Origin of the sequence: Delftia sp. WY8 (assembly GCF_018437695.1) — a bacterium.
Taxonomy (GTDB): Bacteria; Pseudomonadota; Gammaproteobacteria; order Burkholderiales; family Burkholderiaceae_C; genus Comamonas; species Comamonas tsuruhatensis.
Genome location: NZ_CP049795.1, coordinates 5,756,561 through 5,773,566 on the forward strand (window position 1 = coordinate 5,756,561; position 17,006 = coordinate 5,773,566).

13 protein-coding genes and 11 tRNA genes are annotated in these 17,006 nt (G+C 66.4%); all 24 read left to right on the top strand.

Going from position 1 to position 17,006, the window contains the following annotated elements:
- Window positions 1-131 precede the first annotated feature (131 nt).
- Window positions 132-1,640 (top strand): amidophosphoribosyltransferase, encoded by a 1,509-nt coding sequence (purF, locus tag G4D77_RS26395; protein ID WP_016449259.1) that lies wholly within the window; start codon window positions 132-134, stop codon window positions 1,638-1,640.
- Between the two features lie 195 nt (window positions 1,641-1,835).
- Window positions 1,836-3,050 (top strand): O-succinylhomoserine sulfhydrylase, encoded by a 1,215-nt coding sequence (locus tag G4D77_RS26400; protein ID WP_154833912.1) that lies wholly within the window; start codon window positions 1,836-1,838, stop codon window positions 3,048-3,050.
- Window positions 3,047-4,453 (top strand): glutamate--tRNA ligase, encoded by a 1,407-nt coding sequence (gltX, locus tag G4D77_RS26405; protein ID WP_017404949.1) that lies wholly within the window; start codon window positions 3,047-3,049, stop codon window positions 4,451-4,453. Before G4D77_RS26400 ends, gltX begins: the two co-directional genes overlap by 4 nt.
- 70 nt (window positions 4,454-4,523) lie before the next feature.
- Window positions 4,524-4,599 (top strand) — tRNA-Ala (locus G4D77_RS26410).
- Between the two features lie 38 nt (window positions 4,600-4,637).
- Window positions 4,638-4,713, top strand: a tRNA-Glu gene (locus tag G4D77_RS26415).
- A 44-nt stretch (window positions 4,714-4,757) separates the two neighbouring features.
- Window positions 4,758-4,834 (top strand) — tRNA-Asp (locus G4D77_RS26420).
- 71 nt (window positions 4,835-4,905) lie between these two features.
- Window positions 4,906-4,981 (top strand) — tRNA-Glu (locus tag G4D77_RS26425).
- A 44-nt stretch (window positions 4,982-5,025) separates the two neighbouring features.
- A tRNA-Asp gene (locus G4D77_RS26430) sits at window positions 5,026-5,102 on the top strand.
- Window positions 5,103-5,115: 13 nt separating this feature from the next.
- Window positions 5,116-5,191 (top strand) — tRNA-Ala (locus G4D77_RS26435).
- A 39-nt stretch (window positions 5,192-5,230) separates the two neighbouring features.
- A tRNA-Glu gene (locus G4D77_RS26440) sits at window positions 5,231-5,306 on the top strand.
- Between the two features lie 44 nt (window positions 5,307-5,350).
- Window positions 5,351-5,427 (top strand) — tRNA-Asp (locus G4D77_RS26445).
- A gap of 278 nt (window positions 5,428-5,705) precedes the next feature.
- Complete coding sequence (locus tag G4D77_RS26450; RefSeq protein WP_017407525.1) at window positions 5,706-6,074, top strand: hypothetical protein; 369 nt, start codon at window positions 5,706-5,708, stop codon at window positions 6,072-6,074.
- Between the two features lie 226 nt (window positions 6,075-6,300).
- On the top strand, window positions 6,301-7,755 hold the full coding sequence (locus G4D77_RS26455; RefSeq protein WP_016451428.1) for a TolC family protein: 1,455 nt from the start codon (window positions 6,301-6,303) through the stop codon (window positions 7,753-7,755).
- Between the two features lie 41 nt (window positions 7,756-7,796).
- Window positions 7,797-9,014 carry an efflux RND transporter periplasmic adaptor subunit gene (locus tag G4D77_RS26460; RefSeq protein ID WP_016450795.1) on the top strand — a complete coding sequence of 406 codons (1,218 nt, stop codon included), beginning with the start codon at window positions 7,797-7,799 and terminating at the stop codon, window positions 9,012-9,014.
- Window positions 9,015-9,018: 4 nt separating this feature from the next.
- Window positions 9,019-12,108, top strand: a complete 3,090-nt coding sequence (locus tag G4D77_RS26465; RefSeq protein WP_016450796.1) for an efflux RND transporter permease subunit — start codon at window positions 9,019-9,021, stop codon at window positions 12,106-12,108.
- Between the two features lie 16 nt (window positions 12,109-12,124).
- A complete protein-coding gene (locus tag G4D77_RS26470; RefSeq protein WP_016450797.1) occupies window positions 12,125-12,460 on the top strand; it encodes a P-II family nitrogen regulator in 336 nt (111 codons plus the stop codon).
- Between the two features lie 126 nt (window positions 12,461-12,586).
- A tRNA-Ala gene (locus tag G4D77_RS26475) sits at window positions 12,587-12,662 on the top strand.
- Between the two features lie 38 nt (window positions 12,663-12,700).
- A tRNA-Glu gene (locus G4D77_RS26480) sits at window positions 12,701-12,776 on the top strand.
- A gap of 44 nt (window positions 12,777-12,820) precedes the next feature.
- A tRNA-Asp gene (locus G4D77_RS26485) sits at window positions 12,821-12,897 on the top strand.
- Between the two features lie 730 nt (window positions 12,898-13,627).
- Entirely contained in the window at window positions 13,628-14,152 is a 525-nt protein-coding gene (locus tag G4D77_RS26490) for a sigma-70 family RNA polymerase sigma factor (protein WP_154833913.1), read from the top strand.
- 152 nt (window positions 14,153-14,304) lie between these two features.
- The gene (locus tag G4D77_RS26495; protein ID WP_034395838.1) at window positions 14,305-14,589 is read left to right on the top strand and encodes an MbtH family protein; all 285 of its coding nucleotides are present in this window, start codon (window positions 14,305-14,307) and stop codon (window positions 14,587-14,589) included.
- Window positions 14,590-14,594: 5 nt separating this feature from the next.
- Window positions 14,595-15,338 (top strand): thioesterase II family protein, encoded by a 744-nt coding sequence (locus G4D77_RS26500; RefSeq protein ID WP_047219762.1) that lies wholly within the window; start codon window positions 14,595-14,597, stop codon window positions 15,336-15,338.
- Window positions 15,316-16,005, top strand: a complete 690-nt coding sequence (locus G4D77_RS26505) for a 4'-phosphopantetheinyl transferase family protein (protein ID WP_016450665.1) — start codon at window positions 15,316-15,318, stop codon at window positions 16,003-16,005. Before G4D77_RS26500 ends, G4D77_RS26505 begins: the two co-directional genes overlap by 23 nt.
- Window positions 16,002-16,991, top strand: coding sequence for a TauD/TfdA family dioxygenase (locus G4D77_RS26510; RefSeq protein ID WP_016450666.1), 990 nt, complete (start codon window positions 16,002-16,004; stop codon window positions 16,989-16,991). The genes G4D77_RS26505 and G4D77_RS26510 overlap by 4 nt, the downstream gene beginning before the upstream one ends.
- The last annotated feature ends 15 nt before the right edge of the window (window positions 16,992-17,006 follow it).

The following is a 17,006-nucleotide window of genomic DNA, read 5'->3' on the forward strand; positions in this document are numbered from 1 at the left end:
AGGCGCTGCAGCGCAGGAGTCGGCTGGCAGAAACAGTTTGGATAGAGAAATCGGGCGCAGGCGTGGCCAATGGGTGGCTGCTACGGCCCAGACAGCGAAGGGCGACCTTCGCAAACGGATGGAACGCAACTATGTGTGGAATCGTTGGTGTAGTCAGCACCGCGCCCGTGAATCAACTGATCTATGACGCCCTGCTGCTGCTGCAGCACCGTGGCCAGGATGCCGCCGGCATCGTGACCCAGCAGGAGCGCAAGTTCTTCATGCACAAGGCCAAGGGCATGGTGCGCGACGTGTTCCGCACCCGCAACATGCGCGCCCTGCCGGGCACGGTGGGCCTGGGCCAGGTGCGCTACCCGACGGCCGGCAACGCGACCAGCGAGGAAGAGGCCCAGCCCTTCTACGTGAACGCGCCCTTCGGCATCGTCATGGTGCACAACGGCAACCTCACCAACGCCAAGCAGCTGCGCGAGGAACTGTCGGACACCGACCACCGCCACACCAACACCGAGAGCGACTCCGAAGTCCTGCTCAACGTGCTGGCCCACGAGCTGGCCCGCGCCAGCAGCGGCGCACCGCTCAAGAGCGAAGACGTCTTCCAGGCCGTCAGCGCCGTGCACAAGCGCATCAAGGGCTCGTACGCCGTGATCGCGCTGATTGCGGGCTACGGCCTGCTGGCCTTCCGCGACCCCTTCGGCATCCGTCCCCTGTGCATGGGCCGCAGCGCCGACGGCACGGTGATGCTGGCCAGCGAATCCGTGGCCCTGGAAGGCACGCTGCACCAGCTCGAGCGCGATGTCGCTCCGGGTGAAGCCGTGTTCGTGCACAGCGACGGCCAGGTCGAAACCCGCCAGTGCGCCGAAAAGAGCGAGCTGCACCCCTGCGTGTTCGAGTACGTGTACCTGGCCCGTCCGGACTCGGTGCTCGACGGCATCTCCGTCTACCAGGCGCGCCTGAACATGGGCGAGACGCTGGCCAAGCGCGTGGTCTCCACCGTGCCGCCCAACGAGATCGACGCCATCATCCCGATTCCGGAATCCAGCCGGCCCAGCGCCATGCAGCTGGCCCAGCTGCTGGGCATTCCCTACCGCGAAGGCTTTGTCAAGAACCGCTACGTGGGCCGCACCTTCATCATGCCGGGCCAGGCCTCGCGCAAGAAATCCGTGCGCCAGAAGCTCAACGCCATCGGCAGCGAGTTCAAGGGCCGCAAGGTGCTGCTGGTGGACGACTCCATCGTGCGCGGCACCACCTCCAAGGAAATCGTGCAGATGGCGCGTGACGCCGGCGCCGTCAAGGTCTACCTGGCCTCGGCCGCTCCTCCGGTGCGCCATCCCAACGTCTACGGCATCGACATGCCCACGCGCGCCGAACTGGTGGCGCATGGCCGCACGGTCGAGGAAATCCGCCAGGTCATCGGCGCCGACGCGCTGATCTACCAGGACGTGGCCGCCATGAAGCAGACCGTGGGCAAGATCAATCCGCAGGTGCAGGGCTTCGAGGCCTCGTGCTTCGACGGCGTCTACATCACGGGCGACATCTCCGAGGACGAGGTCACGGCGCTCAACGAGGGCCGTAACCGGGGCGGGGAGGAAGAGGCCAGCGATGCGTCGCGCCTGTCCCTGCCCAATGCCCAGGAAGCCTGAGCGCCAGGGCATTCAGTGACAATGTCGGGCGGGCCTGTGGCCCGCCTTTTTTGACAAATGAGCTAAAAGCGCTGGTGCTGGAGCGTCCAGGGCCGCAAGGCCCTGGAAGCCGCCAGGTGACAAGTGCTTCTAGCTCCTTTTTTCCGGGCACCGCCACCGCTGGCGTGCTGCGCCCGATCCCCAAGGACCATCAACGTGACCAACAAGACACTTCCCGAAGGCCTGCATCCCGATACGCTGGCCCTGCGCGTGGGCGTGGAGCGAAGCCAGTGGGGTGAGCACAGCGAAGCCCTGTACATGACCAGCAGCTTCGTGCAGCCCGACTGTGCAACGGCTGCGCGCCGCTTCGCCAATGAAGAGCCCGGCTACACCTACAGCCGCACCTCCAACCCCACCGTCACCAGCTTCGAGCAGCGCCTGGCCGCCATGGAGGGCACGGAATGCGCGGTGGCCACGTCCACGGGCATGTCGGCCATCTTGCTCGTGGCGCTGACCACGCTCAAGGCCGGCGACCATGTGATCTGCTCGCAGTCCATGTTCGGCTCCACCATCAAGCTGCTGGGCGGCGAGATGGCGCGCTTCGGCGTAGAGACCAGCTTTGTCTCGCAGACCGATGTGCAGGCCTGGAAGGCGGCCATCCGTCCCAACACGCGCCTTCTGTTCGCCGAGACGCCGACCAACCCGCTGACCGACCTGTGCGACATCGCCGCGCTGGCCGAGCTGGCGCACGCCCATGGCGCGCTGCTGGCCGTGGACAACAGCTTTGCCTCGCCCGTGCTGCAGCAGCCTGCCAAGTTCGGTGCCGACCTGGTCGTGCACTCCGGCACCAAGCTGCTGGACGGCCAGGGCCGTGTCATGTCGGGCGCCGTCTGCGGCACGACGGCACTGGTGGACAAGGTCATGGGCACCTTCCTGCGCAGCGGCGGCCTGAACCTGGCACCGTTCAACGCCTGGGTGGTGCTCAAGGGGCTGGAGACGCTGTCCCTGCGCGTGAAGGCGCAAAGCGCCTCCGCGCTGGAGCTGGCCACCTGGCTGGAAGCCCATCCCAAGGTCGCCCGCGTCTACTACCCGGGCCTGGCCAGCCACCCGCAGCACGAGCTGGCCATGCGCCAGCAAAACGGCATGGGCGGCGGCGTGCTGTCCTTCGATGTGGTGGGCGAGGGCGCCGAACAGCTGCGCGCCAACGCCTTCCATGTGGCCGACAGCACCCTGGTGTGCTCGATCACGGCCAACCTGGGCGACGTCAAGACCACCATCACCCATCCGGCCAGCACCTCGCATGGCCGCCTGAGCGAAGAGCAGCGCCGTGCCGCCGGCATCGGCCAGGGCCTGCTGCGCATCTCCGTCGGACTGGAATACCTGGGCGACCTCAAGAACGATCTCTCCCGCGGACTGGATACCCTGCAATGACACAAAAAGTACGTACCCGTTTTGCCCCGTCTCCCACGGGCTTCATCCACCTGGGCAACATCCGCTCGGCCCTGTATCCCTGGGCCTTTGCGCGCGCCACGGGCGGCGATTTCATCCTGCGCATCGAGGACACCGACGTGGAGCGCTCCACCCAGGCCTCGGTGGACGTGATCATCGAGGGCATGGCCTGGCTGCAGCTGGACCATGACGAAGGTCCGTTCTATCAAATGCAGCGCATGGACCGCTACAAGGAGGTGCTGGCCGGCCTGCAGGCTTCGGGCCATGTCTACCCCTGCTACATGAGCGTGGAAGAACTCGACGCCCTGCGCGAGCGCCAGATGGCCAACAAGGAAAAGCCGCGCTACGACGGCACCTGGCGCCCTGAGGAAGGCAAGGTGCTGCCGCCCGTGCCCGAAGGCGTGCGTCCCGTGCTGCGCTTCAAGACGCCGAAGGGCGGCGTCGTGGCCTGGGAAGACAAATGCAAGGGCCGCATCGAGTTCCAGAACAGCGAGCTGGACGACCTGGTGATCGCGCGCCCCGATGGCACGCCCACCTACAACTTCTGCGTCTGCGTGGACGACATGGACATGGCCATCACCCATGTCATCCGTGGCGACGACCACGTCAATAACACGCCGCGCCAGATCCACATCTTCGAGGCCCTGGGCGCCAGCGTGCCAGTGTTCGCCCATCTGCCCACCGTGCTCAACGAGCAGGGCGAGAAGATGAGCAAGCGCAACGGCGCCAAGGCCGTCACCCAGTACCGCGACGAAGGCTACCTGCCCGACGCCATGGTCAACTACCTGGCCCGCCTGGGCTGGAGCCACGGCGACGACGAAATCTTCAGCCGCGCCCAGTTCCTGGAGTGGTTCAACCTGGACCACCTGGGCCGCAGCGCTGGCCAGTTCGACGAGGCCAAGCTGCGCTGGGTCAACGCCCAGCACCTGAAGGCGCTGGACGACGCGGCCCTGGCAGAGCTGGTGCGCCCCTTCGTGCTCAAGACCGGCCTGGACCAGGCCCTGCTCGACGCAGACGACCGCCTGCCGCGCATCTGCGCCCTGTTCAAGGACCGCTGCGAAACCCTGGTCGATCTGGCCGGCTGGGTGCGCCTGTTCTATGTGGACGCCTTCGACCGCAACGCCGAGGACCTGGCAAAGCACGTGACCGACGCCGTGGCGCCCACCCTGGACGCCTTCGCCGAAGGCATCGCCTCGGTGGAGTGGAGCAAGGAAGCCATTGCTGCCCTGATCAAGGAAGTGCTCAAGGCCCAGGGCCTGAAGATGCCGCAACTGGCCATGCCGGTGCGCGTGCTGACGCTGGGCACAGCGCACACGCCTTCGGTGGATGCGGTGCTGGAGCTGCTGGGTCGTGAAAAAATTCTGGCGCGTTTGAAAAACCGCTGAAAACCTGTCTATAATTCGAGTCTCTGATGCAAACGCAGCAACTAACAAGAAGCAGCGATTGCAGCATGAAGGGGGTATAGCTCAGCTGGGAGAGCGCTTGCATGGCATGCAAGAGGTCATCGGTTCGATCCCGTTTACCTCCACCAAAAATTGAGACTTGAGTATTTACGCAAGTTCTAGGATTGACCCTATCGTCTAGAGGCCTAGGACATCACCCTTTCACGGTGAGTACCGGGGTTCGAATCCCCGTAGGGTCGCCAAGTTTGCAGCACTTGGCTCGCAAGAGCGCAAAAGTTGCCTGCCAGGAGTGGTAGTTCAGTTGGTTAGAATACCGGCCTGTCACGCCGGGGGTCGCGGGTTCGAGTCCCGTCCACTCCGCCAAAATTTGTCGCTTGGTATGTAAGCGCCTTTGAAACACGAAGGCGCTTTTTTATCGGCGGATCACAGGCTGTGACCCTATCGTCTAGAGGCCTAGGACATCACCCTTTCACGGTGAGTACCGGGGTTCGAATCCCCGTAGGGTCGCCAAGTTTGCAGCACTTGGCTCGAAAGAGCGCAAAAGCTGTCTGCCAGGAGTGGTAGTTCAGTTGGTTAGAATACCGGCCTGTCACGCCGGGGGTCGCGGGTTCGAGTCCCGTCCACTCCGCCAGTATCGGATTCTTGGGGGTATAGCTCAGCTGGGAGAGCGCTTGCATGGCATGCAAGAGGTCATCGGTTCGATCCCGTTTACCTCCACCAAAAATCGAGACTTGAGTTTGTAACGCAAGTTCTAGGATTGACCCTATCGTCTAGAGGCCTAGGACATCACCCTTTCACGGTGAGTACCGGGGTTCGAATCCCCGTAGGGTCGCCAAGTTTGCAGCACTTGGCTCGCAAGAGCGCAAAAGTTGCCTGCCAGGAGTGGTAGTTCAGTTGGTTAGAATACCGGCCTGTCACGCCGGGGGTCGCGGGTTCGAGTCCCGTCCACTCCGCCAGATTCCTTGTGCAGACCCTCGTGTTTGCGCAGACAAGAAGCCACCGCAAGGTGGCTTTTTTGTTTCTGGTTGTTGCAGTTTTCGGTGTGACTTCTTCACATGGAAAGCCTTTGTGCACAAAACACGATCTATTGCCCAGATTTTTTAAGGGCAAACCCGGAACTTTCCCTCAACATTCGTAACAATAGACGGTGTCCTGTTTGCAGGGCGTCCATCTTTCACCGACTCGTCTGCCCCGCTCCATGCGCCTTGCGCCATCGTTTGTCTTTTCGTTGCTGATGCTGCTGTCCATCTTCTGCGGGCAGGTGGCAGCTTCGGCATCTTCCGATGGGTTGGAAGGCGATGGCCTGCTGGCGCACCATCCCGTCGTGACCATCGATGAGGAATTCCTCGAGGAACTCGCGGAAGTGGAGGAAGACGACGAGACCGAGTTTGCCGAGCTGACGGCACACAGCGGCAACAAGCGCCAGCTGCTGGCCCTGCTGGCCTGCGGCGAGGACCGTTCCGCCGAGATGTACTGGCCGCCCGAGCCCATCGCCGTGCAGGTGGTGTCGCTGTGGGCCCCGCCTTCGACCTATTCCCAGGCGCACCTGTCGCCCGCCCCGGGCCAGCTGCTGCGCCCTCCAAGACCTTCCCTGCTCGGCTGACCGCATATTGCGGCGCAGGCATGCCTTGTGCCCCTTGCGCCCCTTGTCGGCTGACGCATCCCACTGCCTGATCACTGCTCGTGCGCGCCTTGCTGGCGTGCACGCCATGCCGTCGTTCGCGCGCTGACTGCGCACGGCGCGGCCATGCCCGTTCCCGCGTGGTCCGCAGGGAAGGGCCCATCTCTTACTCAACCCCTCGACTGTCGCTTTGCGGCAGATGCATGCCATGGTGAATCCAACGGTATTGGCGGGAATGGCCCCCGCCCGTTTTCCATCCTGTTCGCGCAAGGTCCTGCAAGGCGCGATCTGCAGCCTGCTGGTGGGCTGGGGTGCTGGCGCTTCGGCGCAGGCCCACCCCCCTGGCAAGCCCCAGGCGTCCCAGGCGCCCCTGACGCAGGCGGCTCCGGCCGCCGCCGAGGCCGCCGAGGCCGCGGCGTCCCGTACGCCGATCGTGCCGAAGGCCGGTTCGGCCGCAGAGGCGCCTTCGGTGGCTTCGGCCGCCGCACAGCGCCTGCCCCAGCTGAGCCTGAACGAAGTCGTTCGCGCCGTGCTGGACCACAACCCCGATCTGCGCGCTGTCGAGCAGTCCCGGACCACGGCGCGCGCAGGCGTGGTCAGCGCCTCGGCGCTGCCCAATCCCAAGCTCGAATGGAACCAGGGCCGCAACAGCGCCCGCGTTCCGGGCGCGGCAGCCGGCACGGTGCAGGGCTGGGCCGTGGCCTTGCCCATCGAGAACCCCGCCGTGCGAGGTGCGCGCGTGGAGGCCGCGAGGGCAGGCGAGCAGGGCTCGGTGCACTTCGTGGCGACCACGCGCAATGCGCTGGTGGCCCAGGTGCGGCTGCGCGCCTACGAGATGGTGCTGCGCGAGGCGGAGGTCGAGGCCGCCAAGGAGGCGGTGCGCCTTCTGGAGCAGGCCCATGAGCGCGTCCGCGTCCGCGTGGACAGCGGCGAGGCGGCCCGCTACGAAATCATCAAGGCCGATGCCGAAATCATCCAGGCGCGCCAGCAGGAGCAGACCGCAAGGCTGCGTGCCGAGCAGGCGCAGCTGGCGCTGGGCCGCCTGGCCGCAGGCCAGCTGCCCGTGCGCTTCCGCCTGGATGTGTCGCTGGAGGATCCGCTGCGCATCGAGGACATGGGCGAGATCGATCCCATGGAGCATCCCGAACTGCGCCAGCTCAAGGCAGAGGTCGAGCGTGCCCAGGCCCGGCTTGACGGTGCCAAGGCCTCGCGCTGGCCGGGCGTGGAGCTGCGCTACGGCCAGACGCGCGAGCCCGACGTGCGCCTGAACACGGTGGGCGTGAGCATCCAGATCCCCTTGCTCGACCAGCACCGCGGCCCGATCGACGAGGCGGCCTCCGAGCTGGAGCGCGCGCGTCTGCAGCTGGAAGGCCGGCAGATTGAGCTGCGCCAGCAGACGCTGCAGGCCTGGAAGGAACTGGAGATGGCGCGACTGCGCACCCAGGCACTGAGCCAGGGTTCGGTGCGCGAGGCCGAGTCGGCCCTGCGCGTGGCCGAGGCCGCCTACCGCTTCGGCGAGCGCGGCATTCTCGATGTGCTCGATGCGCAGCGCGTGCTGCGCTCCATCCGTGCAGACCTGCTCGACGCGCGCTACCAGCTGCAGGCGGCGCGCATACAGCTCGAATACCTGGCGGGCCGCTACGACGATCCGTCCGCGCTGTGAAGCGCGCCGTCCCTGCCTCACACCCGAAATCAGAAACGAACATGTCCTTGAATATGCATCCGCAACCCATCGCCGCCCGCGCAGGCAGCAGCACCTTGGTGAACTCCCTGGCCCTGGCCGGCCTGCTGGCCGCAACGCTGGCGCTGAGCGCCTGCGGCAAGAACGAAGAGGCCGAAGCCAAGGCGGCGCCCGCAGCGGCCGCTGCGCAGGAGCAGGACCCGATGGAGGTCCGCGTGACCGCCGAGATGGCGCCCAACTTCGCCGTCAAGCCCGTGGCGCAGGCGCAGATCGCGCTGCTGCAGGAGGTGTCCGGCCGCATCGAGGCCAATGAGCGCCAGGTCACCCGCATTGGCGCGGCCGCCACGGGACGCGTGACCGAAGTGCTGGTCGAAGTGGGCGACCGCGTGCGCGCGGGCCAGGTGCTGGCCCGCGTGGCCAGCCCCGAGCTGACCACCGCCCAGCTGGCCTATCTGCGTGCACACTCCGCCGCCACGCTGGCCGAGCGCGGCGTGGAGCGCGCGCGCCAGCTGATCGCCGCCGACGTCATCGGCTCGGCCGAGCTGCAGCGCCGCGAGTCCGAGCTGTCGATTGCGCGCGCCGAGCAGCGCGCTGCCGGCGACCAGTTGCGCCTGATCGGCATTCCCGACAGCGCCATCGCCCAGCTGCGCGACAAGGGCACGCTGCAGTCGCATGCGGCCGTGCTGTCCACAGGGGCCGGCGTGGTGATCGAGCGCAAGGTCAGCTCCGGCCAGGTGACCCAGCCCGGCGATCCGCTGTTCACCGTGGCCGACCTGAGCAGCGTCTGGGTGGTGGGCGCGATCCCCGAGCAGATGGCCAGCGGCGTGCGTGCCGGCCAGGCCGTGGAGATCGCCGTGCCCGCCCTGGGCGAGCGCGTGCTGTCCGGCCAAATCGTGCATGTGGGCGACACCGTGACGCCCGAGACCCGCACCGTCACCATCCGCACCCAGGTGGACAACCCCGAGCGCGACCTCAAGCCCCAGATGCTGGCCACCATGCGCATCCAGGGCGAGGTGCGCCAGCTGCTGGCCGTGCCGGCCGAGGCCGTGGTGCGCGAGAACGACCGCGACCATGTCTTCGTCAAGAAGGGCGAGAACCACTACCGCCTCACGCCCGTCGAGCTGGGCACCGCCAGCGGCGGCATGCGCCCCGTGAACAAGGGCGTGGCCGATGGCACGGTCATCGTCACCACGGGTGCCTTCCACCTGAACAACGAGCGCAAGCGCGCAGAGCTGGAGTAAGCCCATGATCGCTTCCATGATCCGGGCCGCACTGAGCCAGCGGCTCATCGTGATCGTGCTCTCGCTGGTGCTGTGCGGCTTCGGCCTGCGCGCCGCCATGAATCTGTCGGTGGATGCCTTTCCTGACGTGACCAACGTCCAGGTTCAGGTGGCCACCGAGGCGCCAGGCCGTTCGCCCGAGGAAATCGAGCGCTTCGTGACCGTGCCGCTGGAAATCGCCATGACCGGCATGCCGGGCCTGGTGGAGATGCGCTCGCTCAACAAGAGCGGCCTGTCCATCATCACCCTGGTCTTCACCGATGCCACCGACGTGTACTTTGCACGCCAGCTCGTCACCGAGCGGCTGATGGAGGTCACGCCGCGCATGCCCGCAGGCATCATCCCCGTGCTGGGGCCGGTGTCCACGGGCCTGGGCGAGGTCTACCAGTACACGCTGGACCATCCCGACGACGGCAAGCGGGCCCTCACGCCCGAGGAGCTGACCGAGCGCCGCACCATCCAGGACTGGGTGGCGCGCCCGCTGCTGCGCTCCATTCCCGGCGTGGCCGAAATCAACTCGCAGGGCGGCTACGTCAAGCAGTACCAGGTGGAGGTCGATCCCGGCCGGCTGCGCCACTACGGCCTGTCCGTGCGCCATGTGGTCCAGGCCATCGCCGACAACAACGCCAATGCCAGCGGCGGCATCCTGCCCCAGGTCACCGAGCAGTACCTGATCCGCGCCGTGGGCCTGGTCCAGTCGCTGGATGACATCGGCAACATCGTTCTCAAGCAGGAAGGCGGCGTGCCGGTCTTCGTGCGCGATGTGGCCGAGGTCCAGCTGGGCCAGGAAGTGCGCCAGGGCGCCATCATCAAGGGCGGCTATACCGAAGGCGTCTCCGGCATCGTGCTGATGATGCGCGGCGGCAATGCCAAGGAGGTGGTCACCCGCGTGAAGGAGCGCGTGCAGGAGATCAACTCCAAGGGCATGCTCCCCGGCGGCCTGCAGATCGTTCCCTACTACGACCGTACCGATCTGGTCGACTCGGCGCTGTGGACCGTGGGCAAGGTGCTGATCGAGGGCATCCTGCTCGTGGTCGTGGTGCTCTTCATCTTCCTGGGTGACGTGCGCTCCAGCCTGATCGTGGTGGCCACGCTGATCATCACGCCGCTGACCACCTTCATCATGATGAACCGCTGGGGCATCTCGGCCAACCTCATGTCGCTGGGGGGGCTGGCGATCGCCATCGGCCTCATGGTCGATGCCACCGTGGTGGTGGTGGAGAACGTGTTCCACAAGCTCGGCCAGGCCGGCGACAGCATGGGCGCACGCGTGCGCACCGTGCTGTCGGCCACCACCGAGGTGGCCACGCCCACCATCTTCGGCATCGCCATCATCATCCTGGTGTTCCTGCCGCTGATGACGCTGCAAGGCATCGAAGGCAAGATGTTCGGCCCGCTGGCGCTGACCATCGCGATCTCGCTGGCCGTCTCGCTGGCCGTGTCGCTGTTCCTGTCGCCCGTGCTGTGCTCGTACTTCCTCAAGGGCGGCGCGGACCATGACACGCGCCTGATCGCCTTCCTCAAGCGCCACTACCTGCGCCTGCTGGACCTGGCCACCGCGCGCAACCGCGCCACGCTGGCCGTGGCCGTGGCGCTGCTGCTGGGCTCGCTGGGACTGTTCCCGCTGCTGGGCAAGTCCTTCATGCCCACCATGAAGGAGGGGGCGCTGACGCCGCAGATCAACCGCGTGCCCAGCATCTCGCTGGACGAGTCCATCCGCATGGAAATGGCGGCGATGAAGTCCGTGGCAGAAGTGCCCGGCGTGCTCAGCGTAGTCTCCAAGCTCGGACGCGGCGAATCGCCGGCCGATCCCGCAGGCCCCAACGAGTCCGACCCCATCGTGCTGCTGGACCCCGAGTCCGACCGCACCCAGGACGAGATCGACGAAGACATCCGCCAGCGCCTGTCCTCGATCCCGGGCGTGCAGATCGTGCTGTCCCAGCCGATCTCCGAGCGCGTGGACGAAATGGTCACGGGCGTGCGCTCGCAACTGGCCATCAAGGTCTTCGGCGACGAGCTGAGCGAGCTGCGCGACGTGTCCGAGCAGGTCGCACGCATCCTCAAGAGCGTGCCGGGCAGCACGGACATCCGCGTCGAGCGCCTGTCAGGCCAGCAGGCGCTGACCGTGGATATCGACCGCAAGGCGATCGCCCGCCACGGCCTGAACGTCACCGACGTGCAGGGCGTGATCGAGTCGGCCATCGGCGGCAAGGAAGTGACCACGGTCTACGAGGGCGAGCGCCGCTACAACGTGGTGGTTCGCTTCCCCGAGCCGTTCCGCGGCTCGCCCGCCGCCATCGGCGCCACCTTGCTGACCACGGCCACGGGCGCCCAGGTGCCGCTGAGCAGCGTGGCCCGCATCGAGCTGGTGGACGGCCCCGCGCAGATCAGCCGCGAAGGCGGCAAGCGCCGCGTGGTGGTGGGAGCCAACGTGGAAGGGCGCGACCTGGGCGGCTTCGTGACCGAAGTGCAGCAGCGCATCGACAGTGAAGTGCAGTTGCCCGATGGCTACTACTTCAAGTACGGTGGCCAGTTCGAGAACATGGAGCGCGCCATGGGCACGCTGCAGATCATCGTGCCGCTGACCATCGTGGCCATCTTCTTCCTGCTGTTCCTGCTGTTCAACTCGGTCAAGCTGGCCGGGCTGATCATCCTGGTGCTGCCCTTCGCCTCCATCGGGGGACTGATAGGCCTGTTCGTCACGGGCGAATACGTGAGCGTGCCGGCATCGGTGGGCTTCATCGCGCTGTGGGGCATTGCGGTGCTCAACGGCGTGGTGCTGGTCTCCTGCATCCGCAAGCTGCGCGAAGATGGCATGAACGTGGCCGAGGCCGTGCGCGAAGGCTGCGTGCAGCGCTTCCGCCCCGTGATGATGACGGCCACCGTCGCGCTGCTGGGCCTGGTGCCCTTCCTGTTCGCCACCGGCCCCGGCTCGGAGGTGCAACGCCCGCTGGCCATCGTGGTGATCGGTGGCCTGATCTCGTCCACCCTGCTCACGCTGGTGGTGTTGCCGACCCTGTACCGCTGGTTTGACGAAAAACCGCTGGAAGCCTGATGAAGGAGACACTGCAATGACCATGAAGGAAATCCGGGCCATCGTGCGCCCCAGCCGCCTGGAGCGCCTGCGCGACGCGCTGCGCGCCATTCCCAACTTCCCCGGCGTGACGCTGTTCCGTGCCGAGGGCTTCACGGCCCCGGCCGCCATCGACAAGCGCAGCGTGAAGGAGGAGTTGACCGACTTCTCCGACAAGATCATGGTCTGCGTGCTGGCCGAGGCATCCATGGTCGAGCCCATCCGCGCGGCCATCACCTCGGCCTGTCACTCGGGCCAGGTCGGCGACGGCCTGGTCTGGGTGGTGGACATCGCCGAGATCCACCGCATACGCGACGGGCAGAGCCTGGCCTGACCCGGGCTTGAGCAGGGCGCCGGAATGCAGGGCGACATAAAAAAGTCATGCATTCCGGAATTGCCCCAAAAACGCTGTGCTACAATTTTTGAATCGCAGCAACGAAGCAGTGCAACGTTGCAGCAAGGGGGTATAGCTCAGCTGGGAGAGCGCTTGCATGGCATGCAAGAGGTCATCGGTTCGATCCCGTTTACCTCCACCAAAAATTGAGACTTGAGTATTTACGCAAGTTCTAGGATTGACCCTATCGTCTAGAGGCCTAGGACATCACCCTTTCACGGTGAGTACCGGGGTTCGAATCCCCGTAGGGTCGCCAAGTTTGCAGCACTTGGCTCGAAAGAGCGCAAAAGCTGTCTGCCAGGAGTGGTAGTTCAGTTGGTTAGAATACCGGCCTGTCACGCCGGGGGTCGCGGGTTCGAGTCCCGTCCACTCCGCCAGATTCCTTGTGCAAACCGCCGCGTTTGCGCAGACAAGAAGCCACCGCAAGGTGGCTTTTTTTCGTCTGCAGTTTCGCTGCGGGCCGCGTCTCGATGGGGCCTGCCCAGTGCGATGGCAGGGGCCTGCGCTGCAGGCAGTTCCTGCTTCCATCCCGATGTATCGGGCATCACCAGTCCGTCATGATCCAGGCCCATCATCCACGGCGAGGGAAAGCCATGGTGATGCGATGCGCCATAGGCGATGCCTGCCGATTTTCCACAGCCGATAGCCGTGTCTCCGTTTGCACTGGCGGGACGTCTTCCAGGCAGGTGTGAGCAGCCATTCCAGGCCCGGTCCTGTCGCCGGAACTGGTAATGCTTCTCATTTCAATGTTGGAAAACGTCAAAGGAGCGCCACTGCATGCCATGGTCCCGGTTCAAGTTTCAGCACGTCTGCAAGGCTGCACAGCCCTTGCCGATCCTGTTGCAGGACGCATGGATCCGGCGAGGGCGGCCGCCGCCCTGAGGCCGTCATGAGGCCGATCTAGGCCCGATCTAGGCCTGCCTCCCAAGTCACGCCGATGCGCATCGGCGCGCACTGATGCCCTGCGGTCAGCGGTTGTGCCGCCGCTTGCCGCCTGTGCCGAGGCCCGCTCCGCCCTATTGCACGGGCGGCACGCCGGCCGTCCATCGACCTGCGGTCGACATTTCCCCTTGACGTTCTTGCCTAGCTTGCGAGAGGAACTGCATCGTGTCCTTGAATCACACACATTCTTCGCTGGAAGAGGTCTTCATTGCTTCGCGTGGACAGTTGGTGAGGGTCGCGCGAAGAATTCTCAGGAATCCCGAACTGGCCGACGAGGCCGTGCAGGACACCTATCTGCGCGTTGCCGAGATGCGCAGCGATGCCGAGATCGCCAAGCCCGCCGCCTACTGGACGCGCGCCGTCTGCAACATGGCGCTGGACTACCTGCGCCGCCAGGAGCGCGAGGACAGCTACCGCACCCACGGCGTGGATGTGGAGACGCTGGAGATACCGGACGGCCGCTCGCCCGAGCGCAGCCTGTTCGAGTCCCAGGCCATACGGCTGATCGACCAAGCTCTTGATGAGGTGCCGCCCAAGACACGGGAGACCTTCGAGCTGTACCGCATCAAGGGACTCACGCAGCGCCAGATCGCCGAGCACATGGAGTGCGCGCTGGGCCTGGTGAACGCCAGGATTGCCGATGCCTGCAAGGCCATCCATGTCCACCGCTCGCTGCTGGACCACCATTGAACGGTGCAGCCCGGCGCACGACCCGGAACCGGCGCGCACGCGGCGTGAACAGTTTCGGATCCGGAACGTCATGTTCAACAGAGGCGCAGTACCGGATCGCCGCGATCCGGTACTGCGCCTCACCGATGTTCAACCGCATTAAGGACGCCTGCATGTCTACAAGCTGCTTCGACCGCGAAGACGAAACCTTCATCGTTCTGGTCAACCACGAGGAACAGTATTCCATCTGGCCGCACTGGAAGGCCGTGCCCGGCGGCTGGACCGCCGTGGAGGGTGTGAAGGGCGACAAGAAAACCGTGCTCGACTACGTGGACGCCACCTGGACCGACATGCGGCCCAAGTCGCTGCGCGTGTGGATGCAGCAGCAGGAGCAGGCGGGTGCCGGCGCCGCGCTGCAAAGCGATACCGATACCGTGATCGAAACCGCAGCGGGCTGACGCGCATGCACGCGCCGCTGACCCTGCTGTGCCTGCCGTGCGCAGGCGCCAGCGCCACCATGTACCTGCGCTGGCGCAGGCTGCTGCCCCACTGGATCCGCATTGCGCCGGTGGAGCTGCCGGGGCGGGGCAGCCGGCTGGGCGAGCCTGCGGTCGAGGACTTCGGGCAGCTGGTATCGCTGCTGTGCGCCGAGCAGCGCCAGGCCATGCGCGGCCGCTTTGCGCTGCTGGGCCACAGCATGGGCGCGCTGCTGGCCTTCGGCATGGCGCGGCAGTTGCGCGAGCAAGGCAGGGAGCTGCCGCTGGCCCTGGTTGCCTCGGGCAGCCCGGCACCGGCCTGCCGTGCTCCCGAGCGCTTTGCGGGCAAGGGCGACGATGCGGCGCTGATTGCCGATCTGCGCAGGCAGGGCGGCACGCCCGAAGAGGTGTTTGGCAGCCCCGAGCTCATGCGCATCACGCTGGATGTGCTGGGGTCCGACTACCGCGTCTGCGAGAGCTTCGGCCATGTGCCCGCTGCGGGCCTGCCGCTGCCGGTGCACGTCTTTGCGGGGCGGCAGGACGACATCGAGGCGCCCCGCGTCCATGCCTGGTCGCAGGAGGCCGCCGGGGCCTTCACGCTGGACTGGTTCGAGGGCGGGCATTTCTTCATCAGGCAGCGCGAAGGCGATGTGCTGGCCGTGCTGGCGCAGCGCCTGGCCGGGTCCCAGTCACTCCAGGGGGAAATCCATGCAGCTCGTGTCCGTGCGTGAGGCCATGAGCCAGGGCATCGAGGTCTTCAGGCTGGACCTGGACCTGTCGGCCGAGCTGAGCGACAGCCTGCCGCACCTGACCCCCGAGGAGCGCGGTCGCGCCGCGCGCTTCGTGCGGGCCGCCGACCGGCTGCGCTTCGCACAGACGCGCGCTGCCACGCGGCGGCTGCTGGGGCGCAGGCTGGGCTGCTGCCCGGCCGATGTGCCCCTGGCCATCGGCACGCACGGCAAGCCTTTCGTGGATGACGAGCCGCACAGGGCGCCTGTGTTCAACGTCTCGCATTCGGGCGGCCATGCGCTGATCGCGCTGGCCGACCCCGGTGGCGTGCTGCACCTGGGCGTGGACATCGAGCAGCACAAGCCCGACCTCGATGCCGAGGTCATGCTCGACGCCGTCTGCACCGACCAGGAACGCGCCAGCGTGCGCCGTGCGCCTGATCGGCTGGCGGCCTTCTACCAGCGCTGGGTGGGCAAGGAGGCCGTGCTCAAGGCCATCGGCATTGGCGTGGCCGAGCACCTGCGCTCCATAGGCATCAGCCCGGGAGGGGACGGACGGCTGGCCATCGCCTGCGCGGTCCCCGACTGGAATGGTTTTCAAGCGATGGCGCTGCCAGCGCCGCCGGGCTACGCGGCAGCTCTTGCGTGGCGCACCAAGGAATCGACATGAACGAAACCCTCCAGCGCTTCGAGCGCAAGGCCCCCGCGGGCTCGCTGCTTCCCCAGCTCATCACGCCCGCCCAGCCGGGCCAGGACCTGCTGGCCGCGCTGCCGCCGCTGCGCCGCGACATCGACGAAGCCCTGCTGACCACGGGCGGCGTGCTGCTGCGCGGCTTTGGCGTGCCCGATGTGGAGACCTTCCAGCGCTTTGCCTCGGCCTTCGGCCATCCGCTGCTCAAGTACGAATTCGCCTCCACGCCGCGCAGCGCGGTCGAGGCCTCCAGCGGCGCGGGCGTCTACACCTCCACCGAATACCCGGCCCACCAGAGCATTCCGCTGCACAACGAGCAGGCCTACACGCGCGAGTGGCCCATGAAGATCTGGTTCCACTGCGTCACCGCATCGCCCGAGGGCGGCGAGACGCCGATTGCCGACAGCCGTGCGGTCTACCGCCGCATTCCGGCGCGCATCCGCGAGCTGTTCGAGCCCGGCATCCTCTACGTGCGCAACTTCGGCGAGATGGACGTGCCCTGGCAGAAGGTCTTCAACACCGAAAGCCGCGCCGAGGTCGAGGCCTTCTGCCGCCATGCGCGCATGGACTGGGAGTGGAAGGAGGACGACGGCCTGCGCACGCGCCAGCTGTGCCAGGCCATGGAAAGCCACCCCGTCACGGGCGAGATGGTCTGGTTCAACCAGGCCCACCTGTTCCACATCTCGGCGCGCGAGCCCGAGGAGCGCGAGGTGCTGGAGGAGGTCTACGGCATCGAGAACCTGCCGCGCAACACCTTCTTCGCCGACGGCTCCACCATCGGCGACGACATCTTCGCCGAGGTGCGCGCCGCGCTGGACGCCGAGACCGTCAGCTTCCCCTGGGAGCAGGGCGACGTGCTGATGCTGGACAACATGCTCGTGGCCCATGCCCGCTCGCCCTTCAAGGGGCCGCGCAAGGTCATCGTCGCCATGGCCGAGCCGCGCAGCAATCTGGACCGTTTCTGAGAACCCGGGAGGCAG

What these genes read in the sequence shown, in the direction of transcription:
- purF (WP_016449259.1), top strand. Translation starts at nt 132, where the DNA reads ATGTGTGGAATCGTTGGTGTAGTCAGCACCGCGCCCGTGAATCAACTG.
- gltX (WP_017404949.1), top strand. Translation starts at nt 3,047, where the DNA reads ATGACACAAAAAGTACGTACCCGTTTTGCCCCGTCTCCCACGGGCTTC.
- G4D77_RS26450 (WP_017407525.1), top strand. Translation starts at nt 5,706, where the DNA reads ATGCTGCTGTCCATCTTCTGCGGGCAGGTGGCAGCTTCGGCATCTTCC.
- G4D77_RS26455 (WP_016451428.1), top strand. Translation starts at nt 6,301, where the DNA reads ATGGTGAATCCAACGGTATTGGCGGGAATGGCCCCCGCCCGTTTTCCA.
- G4D77_RS26460 (WP_016450795.1), top strand. Translation starts at nt 7,797, where the DNA reads ATGTCCTTGAATATGCATCCGCAACCCATCGCCGCCCGCGCAGGCAGC.
- G4D77_RS26465 (WP_016450796.1), top strand. Translation starts at nt 9,019, where the DNA reads ATGATCGCTTCCATGATCCGGGCCGCACTGAGCCAGCGGCTCATCGTG.
- G4D77_RS26470 (WP_016450797.1), top strand. Translation starts at nt 12,125, where the DNA reads ATGACCATGAAGGAAATCCGGGCCATCGTGCGCCCCAGCCGCCTGGAG.
- G4D77_RS26495 (WP_034395838.1), top strand. Translation starts at nt 14,305, where the DNA reads ATGTCTACAAGCTGCTTCGACCGCGAAGACGAAACCTTCATCGTTCTG.
- G4D77_RS26500 (WP_047219762.1), top strand. Translation starts at nt 14,595, where the DNA reads ATGCACGCGCCGCTGACCCTGCTGTGCCTGCCGTGCGCAGGCGCCAGC.
- G4D77_RS26505 (WP_016450665.1), top strand. Translation starts at nt 15,316, where the DNA reads ATGCAGCTCGTGTCCGTGCGTGAGGCCATGAGCCAGGGCATCGAGGTC.
- G4D77_RS26510 (WP_016450666.1), top strand. Translation starts at nt 16,002, where the DNA reads ATGAACGAAACCCTCCAGCGCTTCGAGCGCAAGGCCCCCGCGGGCTCG.